General features: G+C 30.6%; 14 protein-coding genes. All 14 read left to right on the top strand.

Annotation, left to right across the window (positions count from 1 at the left end; all coding sequences use genetic code 11):
• The first annotated feature begins 10 nt into the window (after positions 1-10).
• Positions 11-2,458 carry a polysaccharide biosynthesis tyrosine autokinase gene (locus tag ACNRYB_RS01660; RefSeq protein ID WP_473729067.1) on the top strand — a complete coding sequence of 816 codons (2,448 nt, stop codon included), beginning with the start codon at positions 11-13 and terminating at the stop codon, positions 2,456-2,458.
• Between the two features lie 11 nt (positions 2,459-2,469).
• A complete protein-coding gene (locus tag ACNRYB_RS01655; RefSeq protein ID WP_473729066.1) occupies positions 2,470-3,453 on the top strand; it encodes an SDR family oxidoreductase in 984 nt (327 codons plus the stop codon).
• A 24-nt stretch (positions 3,454-3,477) separates the two neighbouring features.
• The gene (locus ACNRYB_RS01650; protein ID WP_473729065.1) at positions 3,478-4,869 is read left to right on the top strand and encodes a UDP-glucose 6-dehydrogenase; all 1,392 of its coding nucleotides are present in this window, start codon (positions 3,478-3,480) and stop codon (positions 4,867-4,869) included.
• Between the two features lie 65 nt (positions 4,870-4,934).
• A complete protein-coding gene (locus ACNRYB_RS01645) occupies positions 4,935-5,399 on the top strand; it encodes a UpxY family transcription antiterminator (protein ID WP_129747951.1) in 465 nt (154 codons plus the stop codon).
• Between the two features lie 278 nt (positions 5,400-5,677).
• Positions 5,678-6,967 carry a nucleotide sugar dehydrogenase gene (locus ACNRYB_RS01640; RefSeq protein ID WP_473729064.1) on the top strand — a complete coding sequence of 430 codons (1,290 nt, stop codon included), beginning with the start codon at positions 5,678-5,680 and terminating at the stop codon, positions 6,965-6,967.
• 31 nt (positions 6,968-6,998) lie between these two features.
• Positions 6,999-8,006, top strand: a complete 1,008-nt coding sequence (locus ACNRYB_RS01635) for a mannose-1-phosphate guanylyltransferase (protein WP_129747949.1) — start codon at positions 6,999-7,001, stop codon at positions 8,004-8,006.
• Positions 8,007-8,024: 18 nt separating this feature from the next.
• A complete protein-coding gene (rfbB, locus tag ACNRYB_RS01630) occupies positions 8,025-9,071 on the top strand; it encodes a dTDP-glucose 4,6-dehydratase (protein WP_129747948.1) in 1,047 nt (348 codons plus the stop codon).
• 49 nt (positions 9,072-9,120) lie between these two features.
• Entirely contained in the window at positions 9,121-11,544 is a 2,424-nt protein-coding gene (locus tag ACNRYB_RS01625) for an SLBB domain-containing protein (RefSeq protein WP_473729063.1), read from the top strand.
• A gap of 7 nt (positions 11,545-11,551) precedes the next feature.
• The gene (locus ACNRYB_RS01620; protein ID WP_129747946.1) at positions 11,552-12,613 is read left to right on the top strand and encodes a Wzz/FepE/Etk N-terminal domain-containing protein; all 1,062 of its coding nucleotides are present in this window, start codon (positions 11,552-11,554) and stop codon (positions 12,611-12,613) included.
• 24 nt (positions 12,614-12,637) lie between these two features.
• Positions 12,638-13,408, top strand: a complete 771-nt coding sequence (locus ACNRYB_RS01615) for a cytidylyltransferase domain-containing protein (protein ID WP_129747945.1) — start codon at positions 12,638-12,640, stop codon at positions 13,406-13,408.
• Positions 13,405-14,439, top strand: a complete 1,035-nt coding sequence (locus ACNRYB_RS01610; RefSeq protein ID WP_129747944.1) for an N-acetylneuraminate synthase family protein — start codon at positions 13,405-13,407, stop codon at positions 14,437-14,439. Before ACNRYB_RS01615 ends, ACNRYB_RS01610 begins: the two co-directional genes overlap by 4 nt.
• A 4-nt stretch (positions 14,440-14,443) precedes the next feature.
• Complete coding sequence (locus ACNRYB_RS01605) at positions 14,444-14,971, top strand: KdsC family phosphatase (RefSeq protein ID WP_129747943.1); 528 nt, start codon at positions 14,444-14,446, stop codon at positions 14,969-14,971.
• 284 nt (positions 14,972-15,255) lie between these two features.
• Complete coding sequence (locus tag ACNRYB_RS01600) at positions 15,256-16,287, top strand: hypothetical protein (RefSeq protein WP_129747942.1); 1,032 nt, start codon at positions 15,256-15,258, stop codon at positions 16,285-16,287.
• A 167-nt stretch (positions 16,288-16,454) separates the two neighbouring features.
• Positions 16,455-17,888, top strand: a complete 1,434-nt coding sequence (locus ACNRYB_RS01595; RefSeq protein ID WP_473729062.1) for a lipopolysaccharide biosynthesis protein — start codon at positions 16,455-16,457, stop codon at positions 17,886-17,888.
• Positions 17,889-17,941: the final 53 nt, after the last annotated feature.

Here is a 17,941-nt window from a genome sequence, read left to right as displayed (position 1 = left end):
GATTTTTAAAATGTTAGACATTAAGGATTTTGCCATTTTTGAAAATCATTCTCATTTTGATTTTAAAGGATTTCTATTAAAAATTGCAAGTTACTGGAAATGGTTTCTAGTAAGTTTAATTATTGCTTTCACAATTGCTTATCAGATAAACATTCGTAAAGAGAAAATTTACGAGATGCAGACAATGATTTCTATCAAGGAAGAAAACAACCCCTTTTTTACATCAAATACAAGTTTAGTTTTTAATTGGGGAGGTATCTCTGATCAAGTAAATGGAATTTCTACAATTCTTCAGTCAAGATCTCATAATGAATTGGTTGTAGATAAACTTCAGTTTTATATTGATTATTTAGAACAAGGAAAATATAATTTAATTGATTCTTATGGGTCGGTTCCATTTTATATCGATATCGATAAGACAAAAGGACAGATTGTAAATTCATTAATTAATATAAAGTTTTTAAATGAAAATGAATATCAAATCCAGATTCCATTTGAAAGCAACTCCGTTTCATTGATTACTTATAACAACAATTCTTATAGCAATACTTCTGTACAACCTGTAACCTTCATAAAAAAATACAAAGTTGGGGAAAGCGTAAATCTCCCGTTTTTGAATTGGAAGTTACAAATCAATGATAATCCAGGTTTTTACAAGGGTAAAGAATATTTTGTCAGATTTAATGATTTTGACGGGACGGTATCTCGATATAAAGGAATAAATGTAGACTCTGGTAAAAGCGGTGGGTCACTATTGACTTTGTCAATGCAGGGAACAAATAAAACCAGAATGGTTGATTATTTGAATTCTACTGTAAAAATGCTTATTAAAATTCAGCTCGACGGCAAAAATCAATTCGCAACAAATACTATTAGGTTTATTGATAGTACTCTTGTGGCAATGGAATCTCAGCTTAAACAGACTGGTAATGAATTAAAATCTTTTCAAAAAGATAAAAATATTTACGAAATAGAAGGCGGTGGTTCTAAAGTTTCAGAAAAAATAATGGATTTTGATGTTGAAAGGGACCAACTAACAAGAAAAATTGCTTACTATAATTCGTTAAAATCATATTTAAATAGTAGTACCGATTATTCTAGATTGCCTGCCCCTTCTGTTGCAGGAATTGAAGATCCAAATATAGTAGCAAATGTTTCTAAACTTATTGCACTTTCTACTCAAAGATCAGAAATGGCTTATGCTGTAAAAAGTGAAAAAATATTTAAGGATTTTGATAATCAAATGGCAGCAGTAAAAAACGTTCTTCAAGAAAATATAGTTACTGCAAAAGCTTCTTTATTATATGATTTATCATTGGTGAACGCAAAAATTGGTCAAGCTGAAAGTACAGTAAAAAGACTTCCAGCTGAACAGCAAGAGTTATTGAAAATCAAAAGGAAATATGATTTAAATGATAACATCTATACAGAATTTCTTCAAAAAAGAAATGAAGCAGAAATTGTCAGAGCGTCTAACTTGTCAGATATTCACTTTATTGATCCTGCCAAAGATATTGGCGGAGGTTTGATCGGTCCTAAAACTTCTGTTAATTATGTAATGGCTTTGTTTTTAGGAGTTTTGATTCCCTTATTGTTTGTTTTTGTAATTTTCTTTATTAATAATTCAATTCAGAATACTGAGGATATTAGCAAATTGACTCAAATTCCATTGCTTGGTGTAATTGGGGTTAATAAGGATTCTGGAAGTTTGGCAGTTTTTGATAAGCCAAAGTCAGCACTTTCGGAGGCATTTAGAGGGATTCGATCATCACTTCAGTTTTTATACAAAAAACAGCTAGTTAGCGGATCAAAAACATTAATGATTACTTCTTCTATTAGTGGTGAAGGAAAAACATTCTGTTCTATTAACATTGCTACAGTTTTTGCCTTAAGCGAAAAGAAAACTGTAATTGTTGGTTTAGATTTAAGAAAACCCAAATTAGCAGATGAATTCCAAATAAAATCATCTTTAGGAGTTGTTAATTATTTAATAAAGCAAAATAGCTTGCAAGAAATAACCAATTCGACGCAGATTCCAAATTTAGATGTAATACTTTCCGGGCCAATTCCTCCGAACCCTTCAGAGTTGATTTTAAGTGATGGAATGAAAGAGATGATTGATGAATTGAAACAGAAATATGATTATATTGTTTTGGATACCCCGCCAGTAGGTTTAGTGGCTGATTCGTTAGAATTGGTTCAGTTTGCAGATGTCACATTATATATTGTAAGACAAAACTATACTAAGAAAGACATGATAACGTTGTTAAATACGAGACTTAAACGAGGCGAGTTAAGCAATGTGAGTATTGTATTGAATGGTTATGAAAATAAAGCTAAATATGGTACTGGTTACGGTTATGGTTACGGCTATGGAGCTTATTCGAATGGTTACCACGAAGAAGAAGTCAAAGTTGGATTTTGGAAAACATTCATGAATCGAATTAGAAAAAGCTAAAAGTTGGATAAATGGAAAATAAAGCAAAAGATACGATTTTAATTACGGGAGGAGCTGGATTTATAGGTTCAAATCTAACTGAGTATTTTTTAGGCTTAGGCTATAAAGTTGTCTGTTTGGATAATTTTTCTACAGGTCATCGTTATAATTTAAAAGATTTTTTAGACAATTCAGATTTTAAATTAATCGAAGGTGATATCCGAAATTTAGCAGATTGCAATCTGGCTGTTGAAGGAGCTGATTTTGTTTTGCACCAAGCAGCTTTGGGTTCTGTTCCTCGATCAATAAAAGATCCAATTACAACCAATGATGTAAATGTTTCTGGGTTTTTAAATATGCTGACTGCTGCACGCGATGCAAAAGTAAAAAGATTTGTATATGCAGCAAGCTCTTCAACTTATGGAGATTCTCAAGGATTGCCAAAAGTAGAAGATGTTATAGGGAAACCGTTGTCTCCTTATGCCATTACTAAATATGTAAACGAGCTGTACGCGGAAATTTTCAGTAGAACCTATGGTTTAGAAACAATTGGCCTTCGTTATTTTAATGTTTTTGGAAGAAAACAAGACCCTAACGGAGCGTATGCCGCTGTAATACCAAAATTTGTAAAACAGTTTATGAATCATGAAAGTCCTGTAATTAATGGAGATGGGAATTACTCTCGTGATTTTACTTATATCGATAATGTTATTCAAATGAATGAATTGGCAATGACTTCTCAAAATCCAGAAGCCATTAATTCAGTTTACAATACTGCATTTGGTGATAGAAATACATTAAATGATTTGGTTAAATATTTAAAAGAATATTTATCCGAGTTTGATCCAAAAATAAAGGATGTTCAGGTTATTTATGGAGAAAATAGAGCAGGTGATATTCCTCATTCGCTGGCAAGTATTGAGAAAGCAAAAAATATGTTAGGATATAATCCAAAATATTCTTTGCAAGAAGGATTGAAAGAAGCAGTTGGGTGGTATTGGAATAATTTAAAATAAATAGATCAAGATAAAATAGATCAAATGAAAATTACAAAAATTTGTTGCATTGGTGCAGGATATGTTGGTGGGCCAACCATGGCCGTTATAGCGCAAAAATGCCCGCACATTCAAGTTACAGTTGTTGATTTAAACGAACAAAGAATAGCAGGTTGGAACGATCCAAATCCTAAAAATATTCCAATATATGAGCCAGGTCTTTCTGAAATTGTAGCAGAAGCTAGAGGTAGAAATCTATTTTTTTCTACAGATGTTGATAAGGCAATAGACGAAGCTCAAATGGTATTTATTTCAGTAAACACTCCTACCAAAACTTATGGTAAAGGTAAAGGAATGGCAGCTGACTTAAAATATATTGAATTATGTGCTAGACAAATTGCAAGGGTAGCAAAACAAAATAAAATTGTAGTCGAGAAATCAACTTTACCAGTTAGAACGGCCGAAGCAATTAAGAGTATATTGGATAACACTGGAAATGGTGTTCAATTTCAAATTCTCTCTAATCCAGAGTTTTTGGCAGAGGGAACTGCGGTAACCGACCTGTTAAATCCAGATCGTATTTTGATTGGTGGAGACACAACTGAAGGCGGTGAGGAAGCAATTAATGCATTGGTTGATGTTTATTCAAATTGGGTAAATAAAGATAGAATTTTGACAACAAATGTTTGGTCATCAGAATTGTCTAAACTTACAGCAAATGCATTTTTAGCACAACGTATATCTTCAATAAATGCAATGTCAGAACTTTGTGAAAAAACAGGCGCAGATGTGAATGAAGTTGCGAGAGCTATTGGCATGGACAGCAGAATAGGACCAAAATTTTTAAAAGCTTCTGTAGGATTTGGAGGTTCTTGCTTTCAAAAAGATATTTTGAATCTGGTTTATATAGCAAAGTCATACGGATTAAATGAAGTTGCAGATTATTGGGAACAAGTGATTATTATGAATGATCATCAAAAAAGAAGGTTCTCAAATAAAATTGTTCAAACATTATATAATACTGTAGCCGATAAAAAAATTGCATTTTTGGGTTGGGCTTTTAAAAAAGATACAAACGATACTAGAGAATCTGCCGCAATTTATGTTGCTGATGACTTAATAAATGAACAAGCTAAAATCTCAGTCTTTGATCCGAAAGTTTCTAAGGATAAAATGTTAAACGACTTAGATTATTTGGAAACAAGAACAAGTAAGGAAAATATTGATGCTTTGAATGTGTTTGAAAATGCTTATGAAGCTTGTAAAGGAGCACATGCTGTTGCGATCTTAACGGAGTGGGATGAGTTTACAGCTTATGATTGGAAAAAGATTTACGACTCAATGCATAAACCAGCTTTTGTTTTTGATGGAAGAAATATTTTGAATGCTAAACAATTAGAATCAATAGGTTTCGTTTATAATGGTATTGGGGCATAAATTGGTTTTGTAGTTTGAAGAGATATGAAGTGATACGAATTTGCTTCATTCATAAAGAAGAAAAAATGAATTGGTACGTAGTTTATACAAAACCTAAATGGGAAAAGAAAGTTGCTGATAAGCTTAATCAGCTGGGAATCGAATGCTATTGTCCTTTAATTACTCAGGTTAAACAATGGTCAGATCGAAAAAAGAAAATTGAGATGCCACTTTTTAATTCTTATGTTTTTGTACAATTACCCGATTCAGAGCGAAATTTAGTATTTCAAGTTGCTGGTGTTGTTAGATATTTGTTTTGGCTTGGAAAGCCTGCAATTGTTAAGGATCAAGAAATTGAAATTATTAAAAAAAGTCTAAAAGCAACAAATATTAGCGATATATCGGTTTCGACGTTTCAAGTTGGTGATAAGATCAAATTAGAGTCGGGAGCATTCAGTAATCAAAACGCAATTGTACAAGAGGTATCTAATAGTTATTATGTCCTAGTCTTAGAAGCATTAGGATGTGTATTGAAGATAAAATATAAATGATTCTAAAAATCAGAAGATAACAGAAGAAAAAGCCTTTTGGGATTTTTTTCTTCTGTTTTTTTATTATGTATTTATTTACAGTCTGATTAATAGGTTATTGTAATTATTTGTTTTTGCATTGTAAGTTGTTTTGCTAGTATTACGTGAAACCGTATTGAATTACTAGACTTATTATGCTATATTTGCCGAAAATGATTAATTTAGGTATCTGAGTCAGAATTTTGTGACTGAGAACGGCGAAGCCATGAGTTTAAGTGACCAGAATAAATTAAAAAAATATGAAGTTGGAAAATAATGTAAGAATTGCAGTTATAGGCTTAGGTTATGTAGGATTGCCTTTAGCGCGATTATTTGCTACCAAATATTCAGTTATTGGCTTTGATATAAACGAATCAAGAGTTAGTTCCTTAAAATCTGGAACCGATAGCACTTTAGAAGTCGAAGACGATGTTCTACAGAAAGTTTTAGTAAAAAGCTTAAATGAAGAAAAAGGTTTGTACTGTACTACATCAATAAATGATATTGATGAATGTAATTATTATATAGTTACTGTTCCTACTCCTGTGGACAAAAATAATAGACCAGATTTAACTCCTTTGTATAAATCGAGTGAAACGGTCGGAAAGGTTCTTAAAAAAGGAGATATCGTTATTTATGAATCAACTGTTTATCCTGGAGTAACAGAAGAACAGTGTGTGCCAGTTCTAGAGCAGGTTTCTGGCCTAAAATTTAATGAAGACTTTTTCGCAGGGTATTCTCCCGAAAGAATCAATCCTGGAGATAAAGAACATACAGTTGAAAAAATTTTAAAAGTTACTTCAGGCTCAACTCTTGAGATAGGTTTAAAAGTTGATGCACTTTATAAATCCGTAATTACAGCAGGAACACATCTTGCGCCGACAATAAAAGTTGCAGAAGCGGCAAAAGTTATTGAAAATTCTCAACGAGATATTAATATAGCTTTTGTTAATGAATTGGCAAAAATATTTAATTTAATGAATATTGATACCCAAGAAGTATTAATGGCTGCTGCTACGAAATGGAATTTTTTACCTTTTAAACCAGGTCTTGTTGGAGGGCATTGTATAGGAGTTGATCCTTACTATTTAGCACAAAGAGCACAAGAATTTGGATATCATCCTGAAATAATTTTGGCCGGAAGACGTTTAAACGATAGCATGGGAGAATACGTCGCTTCACAGATCGTAAAGCTGATGATAAAAAAAGGAATTTCAGTTAATGGTGCTAGTCTGTTAATGTTTGGAATTACTTTCAAGGAAAATTGTCCAGATGTCCGTAATACTAAAATTGTTGATGTAATAAAAGCTTTAAAAGATTACGGAATAATGGTAACTGTTTTTGATCCACTTGCTAATATTGAGGAAGTAGAAAGAGAATACAAACTAGAAACTGTAAATATTTTGCCTAAAGAAAAATTTGATGCATTGGTATTAGGAGTAGCACACTCTGAATTTCTTAAAATTGATTTTTCAAATTTGCAAAAAGACAAAAGTTTAATTTATGATGTAAAAGGAGTTTTAGGATCTTTAGCTGATAATAGGCTTTAAGTTTTAAAATTTCTTTTTTTATTTAAAATATATGAGTTCAAATAAATCTATTACACATGTAATTCTTACGGGAGGAGTTGGAAGTAGACTATGGCCTCTTTCGCGTAAAAGTCGACCAAAACAATACCTTGAAATATTTGATGGGAAATCTTTATTTGAAATGACTGTCGAACGGAATAGTCATTTAGCAAATAAGGTGATGGTGGTTGGAAATGTTGATAATTTTCAATTAAGTGGTGAAGTAATGGATAAAACAAATACTTCATATATAAATATTGTTGAAGCTACCCCTAGAAATACCGCTGCGGCAATTGCATTTGCAGCATTTGCTTCAGAACCAAATGATATTTTAATTATAACTCCTTCGGATCATATTATTGATTTAATGGAGAATTATAATAACGCAATAAATGAAGCTATCTCTAAAGCTGATGAGGGATTTATTGTGACTTTTGGCGTAATTCCAACTAAGCCAGAAACAGGTTATGGTTATATAGAGGCAAAGGGAGATAATGTAGCTTCATTTCGTGAAAAGCCAAACGAAACCACTGCAAAGGAGTTTATTGCAAAAGGTAATTTTCTTTGGAATAGTGGTATGTTTTGTTTTAAGGCAAGTGTCCTTTTGGAAGAATTAAAACAATTTCAACCAGATGTTTACAGAAAATCAAAACAGGTATGGGAAGCAAGTAAAGAAGGTTTCTTAGATTTAGATTTATCTATGGAAATTCCATCAATAAGCATCGATTATGCCGTAATGGAAAGAAGTAAAAAAATTAAAGTTGTACCAGCTTCTTTTTCTTGGTCAGATTTAGGCTCTTTTGAATCTGTTTATGATTATTTAATATCTAAAGGGCATCCGACTGATGCTAAAGGGAATATGGTTATTGGATGTGATAAACATACGACCTTCCTTGGTTTAGAAAATACAATTTTTGTCTATACAGATACTGCTAATCTGATTTTGCAGAAAGAGAGTTCACAAGACGTAAAAGATATTTATACTGAATTAGAAAAACAGAATTCAGAATTATTAAAGTAAAGTAATCAAAAAGATAAAATGAAAAAAATTCTTATAACTGGAGGTGCTGGTTTTATTGGATCACATGTAGTGAGAAGATTTGTTAATAAATATCCAGAATATCACATTTTCAATTTGGACGCATTAACTTATGCAGGAAATCTTGAAAATATTAAAGATATTGAAGATAAGTCTAATTATACCTTCGTAAAAGGAGATATAGTTGATGAAGTTTTCATTAGTGAACTTTTTTCAATACATAGTTTTGATGGTGTTTTGCATTTAGCAGCTGAATCTCATGTTGACCGTTCGATCGAAGATCCCTTAGCATTTGTTAAAACAAATGTAATTGGCACCATGAATTTGTTAAATGCGACAAAAAACCAGTGGAAGAATAATTTTGATGGAAAAAGATTTTATCACATTAGTACAGATGAAGTGTATGGAAGTTTAGGGGTAGAAGGATTATTTACCGAAACAACTGCGTATGACCCTAATTCACCTTATTCTGCATCAAAAGCAAGTTCAGATCATTTTGTTAGAGCTTATGGTGAAACTTATGGTTTGCCTTATGTTTTGACAAATTGTTCTAATAATTATGGATCTTATCATTTTCCTGAAAAATTAATTCCTTTATTTATAAATAATATAATTAACAATAAGCCGTTGCCAGTATATGGAGACGGAAACTATACTCGTGATTGGTTATTTGTTGAAGATCATGCTATTGCAATAGATCTGGTTTTTCATGAAGGAAAGAATCATGAAACTTACAATATTGGTGGGTTTAATGAATGGAAAAACATTGATTTAGTGAAATTATTATGCCAAATTATGGATCAAAAGTTAGGAAGATCAGAGGGAACTTCTCAACAATTGATCACATTTGTGAAAGATAGACCAGGGCATGATTTAAGATATGCAATAGATGCCTCTAAAATTAATAAAGAGTTAGGTTGGAAACCAACTGTAACTTTTGAAGAAGGCTTAGAAAGAACAATTAACTGGTATCTAAATAATGAAGAATGGTTGCAGAATGTTACATCTGGAGCTTATAAAGATTACTATAAAAAACAATACTCTTAAACGAATTATTCTTACTTAAACTTAATTTTTTAAGATTAAACAAATCAACATGAAAAAAATAATATACGTTCTTATTCTGTTTTTTACTTTTATATTTTCCTATCATGTTAAGGCACAAGATATTCTAAAAGGAAAAGACTTAAGTACTGTCAAGGTAGATTATTTATCTGATGATGACATAGCTAAAATTAGTGCACAACTAAAAAGTAATAATACTACAATTGAACAAGTTGAGCCAATGGCATTATCAAAAGGAATGAGTCAGACGGAATATGATAAATTAAAGACAAGACTTAATGAATATTCAACAAGATTAAATAAAGGCATTGAAGATAAATCCCAAAAACAAGAAGACAAAAGTGGTTTTGGTAGAAAACAAGACAAAATTAAAAATGACAAAGTTAAAGACTCTACTAATGTCTTGATTTTTGGTTCTGAATTGTTTGACAATCCAACTTTAAATTTTGAACCAGATTTAAAGATGGCAACTCCAGTGAATTATGTTTTAGGCCCAGGTGATGAGTTGCAAGTAAGTGTTTATGGTGTTCAAGAGTATAATGCATCAATACCAGTCTCGGTTGAGGGCAAAGTAGCTATTCAATATGTGGGACAAATTTCAGTATCTGGAATGTCTATTGAAGCTGCAACTCAAAAAATAAAAGCTGCTATCGCAAAAGTTTATAGTACTGTTCGTTCGGGACAATCACAGGTAAGCGTTAGTTTAAGCCAAATAAGAACAATAAAAATAACGATTGTAGGTGGTAAACAGCCCGGGAACTATTCAATTTCTTCTTTAGCAACTGTATATAACGCTCTACATTTAGCTGGAGGTCCAGGAAAAAATGGAAGTTATAGAAATATTGAATTAATTAGAAATAATAAAGTCTATAAGAATATTGATATATATAGATTCTTAGTAAAGGGAGATCAATCTGACAATGTTGCTTTAAAAGAAAATGATGTTATAAGAATTCCAGCGTATAGTCAACGTGTTACTGTAGAAGGAGAAGTTAAACGTCCAGGTATTTTTGAAATGAAAAAAGGAGAAACCTTTTCAGACTTATTAAATTTTGCTTCAGGTTTTAATGAATTTGCTTATACAGCTTCAGTAAATGTATTACAGAAAACAGGTAAAGAATTTAAAGTTCATGACATAAATGAAAGTGAATACAATTCTTACCTTCCTCAATCAGGAGATGTTTTTAGAATTACAAAAATATTAAATCGTTTTGAAAATAGAATTAAAATAGAAGGAGCCGTTTTTAGACCTGATTATTACTCATTTACTGAAGGTATGCGCGTATCTGATCTTATAACTAGAGCTGAAGGACTAAAAGAAGATGCATACAGTAAAAGAGCACGAATAATACGTCTAAAAACTGATTTGACAACAGAAATTATGAATGTCGATTTAAATGCTGCATTGTCAGGTGATTTAAATGCTGATATTGAATTAAAAAGAGAAGATATAGTTACGGTTTATTCTATCCTTGATTTTAGAGAAGAATATAAAGTCACTATTGATGGAGAAGTAAAGAATCCTGGGGTATATGATTATTTAGAGAATTTGACTCTTAACGATTTAATTGTTCAAGTTGGAGGTTTGACAGGATCAGCATCTAAAAGAGTTGAAATTGCTAGAATGATAAAATCTGATATTATAGATGATTCCGATCCAAAACGTATCGAATTAGTTCAATTCGAAATTGCTGCAGATAGTAATGAACAAGCCAAGAATTTTATTTTAAAACCTTTTGATGTAGTTAATATTCGAAGAATTGCAGTTTATGAAAAACCACAGATGGTAGTTATAAAAGGTGCTGTTGCCTATCCAGGGAAATATGTTTTAGCAAATAAAAAAGAAACGGTTTATAATGTTGTAATGAGAGCTGGTGGATTGACATCTGTAGCTAATTTGGAAGGGATGAAAATTCTTAGACCCATTAAGGAAGATCAGATTGAAAAGTTAAAAAGTGTAGATTTGAATTTGAAAACGGATACGCTAAATAATAAGTTAATAAATAAGCTAGAAAACGATTTAAAGTTTTCGACGATTCCAATTAATTGGGAAAAAATAGTAAAGGACAAAAACCATTATTCTAATGTGACTTTGTTTCCTGGTGATGAAATAGAAGTCGCGACCTATAATGAAGGTGTAAAAGTAACAGGAAATGTATTATTGACATCTGAAATTCCATATAGATCAGGGAAAGGATTTAAATATTATATTAATGCGGTTGGAGGAGTTGATAGTAAGGGCTGGAAGAAAAAAGCATATATTATTTATCCTAATGGAAAAGCAGATGTAACTAAATCATTTTTATTTTTTAGGTTTTATCCAAACGTTGAACCAGATTCACAGATAGTTGTACCTGAAAAACCTGAGACAAAAAAGATGAGTACGGGAGAATGGGTAAGTATAGGAAGCGTACTGACTAGTTTGGCATTGTTGATTGTAACTGCTTTTAAATAATTTTATAATGAATAATACTATAGACAACGACGAAATTTCACTAAAAGAATTATTGTCTAAAGCATCAGAATGGTATGCATATTTGCTTTCTAAATGGAGGATAATTTTAATCGCTGGAATTATTGGAGCTTCTTTAGGTGTAGTGTACTCTATAATTAAAAAACCTATATATAAAGCGACATTGTCTTTTGCTTTAGAAGATGAAAAGGGAGGGGGAGGATTAGGTGGAGCATTAGGGCTTGCAAGTACATTAGGACTTGATTTAGGCGGTAATGCTGGAGGAATATTTACAGGTGCTAATTTAACTGAGCTTTTTAAATCAAGAGCAATGGTTGAAAAAACATTGTTAAGTCCCGTTATAGTAAATGGTAAAACAATTTCTTTGGCTGAAATGTATATTCAGAACAATGAATGGCGAGAAAGCTGGAATGAAAAACCTAACTTGAAAAATATTAAATTTTTACCTGATGAGAAACGACAAGAATTTACTAGGATCCAAGATAGTATTTTAGGAGAAATCTATAAAAAGCTTTCAAATTCAGGTTTAAACGTCGCTACTAAAGATAAAAAAGCGTCAATTATTACTATGGAAGTCTCTTCAACAGATGAATTGTTTTCTAAATATTTCTGTGAGGCTCTGGCTAAACAAGTAGGTAAATTTTATATTGATACAAAAAGCAAAAAGGCGAGGTTAAACATGGATATTTTGGAGTATCAAACGGATTCAATCCGAAATGAACTTAATGGTGCAATAACAGGGGTTGCTGTAGCTAATGATAATACTTTTAATTTAAATCCCGCCTTAAATGTACGAAGAGCTCCTTCAGTTAGGAGACAAGTAGATGTACAAGCAAACACAGCTATTTTAACTGAATTAGTAAAACAAACTGAACTGGCTAAAGTTACTTTAAGAAGAGAAACTCCTTTAATTCAAGTTATAGACAGACCAATTTTGCCATTAGAAAAAGAAAAATTTGGTAAGTTAAAGGGGCTTATTCTTGGAGGATTCCTTACTAGTTTTTTAACAATTTTATTTTTGATTTTTAAAAGATTTGTAAAAACATTTTAGTATGGTTTTGTAATTATTCTCTGAATGGAAAAGCATAAAGATATTAAGCTTGGTATTGTAATTCAAGCAAGAACAGGCTCAAGTAGGCTTCCTAATAAAGTTCTAATGAGATTTTATGAAAATAAATCTATATTAGATATTTTAATCGAAAAATTAAAATTAAGGTTTTCTATATATCCAATTATTCTCGCTAGTTCAACAAATTTTAATGATGATATTTTGAGTGAATTTGCAGTAAAGCATGATATTGATTTTTATCAAGGCAGTGAAGAAAATGTATTGAGCCGATTTGTTGAGGTAGGGTTAGAAAAAAATCTTACACACTTAGTGCGTATCTGTTCAGATAATCCCTTTCTGAACATGGACTCCATAGCTTATTTAATTAAAGAACTTGAGGAACAACCGAAACTGGATTATATAAGTTATTGTAACTATTTAAAAATTCCTGTTATAAAAACGCATATTGGTTTGTTTGCTGAAATTGTATCATTAAGAGCTTTAATAAAAGTTTCAGAGCTTCAAAATGAATCAGTTTTTCAAGAGCACGTTACAAATTTCATTTATTCAAATTCAGAAATTTTTAATGTTAAATTAGTAAATAGCCCCTCAGAGGTTTACTTAAGGGAAGACATAAGATTGACATTGGATGATAAAGAAGATTTTGATAATTTAGCATCTCTTTATTTGGAAACTAATGAAAATCATAATAGAATTAGTTTCTTAATTGATTTTATAGATTCTAATGAAAAATATAAATATAAAATGATTAATAACATAAAAAAATATTCAAAATGACATATATTATTGGTGAAATCGGTCAGAATCATAATGGTTCAGTTGATATTGCAAAATTAATTATTGATGTAGTATCAAGGCCTGTTGTTGATAAACTTTTTGGCAAAAAGTTAAATGGAATGGATGCAGTTAAGCTAACTAAACGTGATTTGAAACAGGAACTATCTGCTTCTCAAATGGCTAAACCTTATGATACACCCCATTCTTTTGGTAAGACCTATGGGGAACATAGGGAATTTTTAGAATTGGATGACCAAGAGCATTTGGAAATTTATAATTATGCTAAAAGTTATGGACTAGATTTCGTGGAAACACTTTGCGCTGTTGGTTGTTTAAGTTTGTTAAAATTATTTACACCTGATAAGTTAAAAGTTGCTTCGCGAGATTTAACAAATTTGCCACTATTGAATGCAATGGCAGAAACAAAAATCCCAATAATCTTATCTACAGGAATGGGGGGTGTAAAAGAGATAGATAATGCTTTGGAAGTAATAACAAAACATCATAGCAATATTGGTATTCTGCATTGTGTATCAGAATACCCTACAAGATATGAAAATGTAAACTTGAATACAATCAAATATCTTCAGAATAATTATTCTGATTTTGTAATTGGTTACTCAGATCACACAATTGGTATTGCGACACCAATTGCAGCAGTCGCAATGGGATCCAAAATAATTGAAAAGCATATTACACTAGATAGATTAATGAAAGGAACTGATCAGGCAGGATCTTTAGCAGTTGAAGGAATCGAAAGAATGGTAAGAGATATTAGAAATCTAGAACTTTCTATGGGAGTTGAAGATATATTTATTGCGGATTCAGTACAATCAGCGAGAGTTAAATTAGAAAGATCTATTGCAACTCTGAAGGATTTGAAAAAAGGGCATATTATTTCTGAATCTGATTTGCACTTATTGAGTCCAGGAGATGGCCTAAAATGGGATGAAAGAAAGCAACTTATTGGTCAGGTATTAAGTGAAGACGTGGATGCTAATGAGATAATTTACCCTCATTTTATAAATTAATATTATGATTCTAACTCTCCCGAAACTTATCCTTACTGATATTGATGGTGTGTGGACTGATGGTGGAATGTATTATGATAATACAGGAAACGAATTTAAAAAGTATAACACATCAGATAGTGCTGGAATTCTTTTTTGTAGGTTACTAGAAATACCCGTAGGAATTATTACGGGAGAGAAAAATAATATTGTTAAAAATAGAGCAAATAAATTAGGTATAGATATTTTATTTATGGGTGTCAAGAATAAACTTCAAATAGTTGAGGATTTATGTCAACAATATAACATATCTATTTTAGAAGTTGCTTATATAGGAGACGATATTAATGATATTCTAGTTCTAAAAAATGTGGGTATAAGCGCTTGTCCTGCTAATGCCCCGAGTTATGTTAAAAAGCATTGTAATCTTATATTAGATAAAGAGAGTGGAAATGGTGTATTTAGAGAGTTTGTAGAGAGAATACTAGGAGAAGAATATTTAGAAAAGGCATTAAATTTTTACTTACATTCTTTAGAAGGATTTAAACAGTAGATATACTTAATGTAATATGCAGTTTAAAAAAAGAAAGCTATGATTTTTCCGCAAGAATTTAAAATAGTTATATATCGAAATGGCATTAAAAGCTTATAGAAATAATGAGAAATTAAGATATTAATTTTAGTTATAATGACTTTAAAGTTATCCTTCTTTAACTATAAAAATGTGAGGGATATATAATAATTAATGGCTTATTTGTTTATAAGATTACAATGATGTTATAAATCCGGAAAATGGAAATGTATTAAAGTGGAATTATATTGTTAAATAAAAATTATATGAAAATAAAAATACTTAATTTTTTACTTTGTGCAGTGTTTTGTTTTTCCTGTACAGCTCAGGATGAGAATGATTCAGTTAAAATAGTAACCCAAAGAATAACCTTTAATGGGGTAGAGTTGTATAATGCATTTACGGACTTGGTTTTTTTTGAAAACCAATTTTTTTTAGTATATAGAGAGTCAGATAAGCATGCTTATGGGCGTGATGGAATTATTAAGATTTTTAATAGTTTAGATGGCAAAGAATGGAAATTTATAAAAGAGTTTAGTGTTGATGGAACCGATTTGCGCGATCCTAAATTTTCTGTAAATGGTAATAGGTTATCAGTTTATCTTCATGGTTCAGTTTGGCTGAATGGTGGAGTTGTCGAATTTAAAGATTTTGTTTCTGAATGGAATAAGGTGGGATGGAACAATCTACAGCCAGTATTACTCGATAATAAAAAAAAGGAAACAGCAAGAATTAAGGGGAATGAAGCTTGGCCTTGGCGTGTGACATGGTATAAAGATGTTGCTTATTCTTTTGGTTACAATACAAAGGGAATATTTGACCTATATAGTAGTCAAGATGGAATGAATTTTATAAATAAGGGAGGATATTTTGAAAAAATTGGAGCAATACCATCAGAGGCAACCATTCGTGTTGACAAAAACGGAGATTTTTATAGCTTGGTAAGAAGAAACGAAGGACCTTCTGTTTTATTAAAGTCAACAAATAAAGGTGAAAAATGGGAAACAATAGGTGAGATCCCAATTGTTAGTATTGGAGGGCCTAATTTCGTGTTTTTTAAAAATGGTTTAATTTTATCTGGAAGAGATAATGGAAAAGCAATCCTTGGTTATTTTAATTTCAGTGATAATTTATACACTAAATTAGCGACTTTACCAAGTAGCGGTGATTGTGGCTATCCTGGAATGGTTATTAAAGATGGTTATCTATGGATAAGCTATTATTCTGCGCATGAAAATAAGATAAGTACTGCCATTTATCTTTCTAAAATTGATCTAACACATATTAAAGTGCCCTAGTTTTAATAATAAACATTGTATAAATGTCTTTACTATAATATATGTTCCATAATATATAAGCTAACGCAATTTTTGTTATAGTTCATTTTCTGTAACTTTTCAGTCATATTAATTTTAATTTTTTATTTAAATGTTTTAAAAAAAAAAGCAAATCCTTCAAATATTTAATGTCTCAGAAACTCGTAAAAAACACTATATATTATTCAATAGGAGAAATTGTTCCAAGAATTGTTTCATTTCTTTTATTACCCATTTTAACAAAATACCTAACAGCAAATGAATATGGTATTGTAAGCTATACCAATTCAGTAATGACATTTGTATTTGTGATTGCAGCTTTATCTTTAAATACCTTTGTTTTACGTCATTATTACAGTGTAAAAGATGAAAATTCCAAAAAAGAATTAATTGGCAGTATTTTTCTGTTTATTTTTGGATTCAATTGCTTTTTGATAGTTCTTCAAATGGTCTTTTTTCCAATATTAATAGATGTTTTTAGTATTAATATTCCATTTAAACCCTATTTCCAATTAGCAATTTTAAACAATTTTTTTGATGTAATTTCCATTATCCCTTTAGTATTATATCGAGTTAAAGAAAATGCAAAAGGATTTTTAATGTTAAGTTTGTCAAGGACTTTACTTCAATTTTTGATGGTTTATGTTTTTGTGGTTATTTGTAATCAAGGTTTGTTGGGAAGCTATTATGCAAGATTAGTTATTAATGTTCCTTATATGTTTGTTTATTTTTATATGATTTATAAAAATAGTATTTTCAAGATAAATTTTAAATTAATAAAGGAAGCGTTACATTTTACTTTGCCCATTTTGCCAGGAAGTCTGGCTTTTTTATTTGTTTCTTTAAGTGATCGGGTAATTTTAGAAAGATATATTTCACTAGATCAATTAGGTGTTTTTTCTGTTGCAATAACTTTAGCGACTGTTTTAAATATTGTAATTCAAGCCCTGTATAAAACATTTGAGCCTATTTTATTCAAGGAATATTTTAATGAAAATTTTCAGGAAACGAATTTAAGATTATACAAATTCTATTTACTTGCTCTTTTTGCAGGAGCTTTTGGTACTTCTATTTTTAGTAAAGAATTCTTTGCAATCGCAACATCAGGTGCTTTTAAAGAGGGATATAAGTTAGTGCCATTCTTTATCGTTTCTGTAGTTATTGCGGGTATTAATACTTATTTAAATATCTTAATGATAGCAAATAAAAAACAAAAAATGGTTTCTTTCATTTCTATTATTTCAGCTGTCATTTCAGTTGTTCTAAATCTTATTTTAATTCCGCATTATGGTTGCTATGGTGCTATAATTGCCTCTGCGGCTTCTTTTTTATTTTCAAATATTATCTTTCAATGCCATACGATTATTACTAAAAAGTATATCATTACTCAAGGCATATTAATTTTACAAATTGTATTGGTACCACTACTTTATGATGAATTATTTAATTTTAGCATATTAGCAAATTTAATATTCAAGATTATTATTTTTATATCTTTTGTATTTCTATGTTTTAAATTTTTTAATATTGATTTGAACTTCTTCAAAGTGATATTTGCTAAAGACAGAGTTAATTTTAAGTAGTTAAAGAGGAGATTGGTTCGATCGTTGAAGAGACTTTTTTGAGAATGTAGTTA

It is taken from the genome of Flavobacterium sp. CR10 (genome assembly GCF_055814415.1).
The sequence above is the reverse complement of the archived record's forward strand: the minus strand, read 5'-3'. Positions and strand labels throughout refer to the sequence as shown.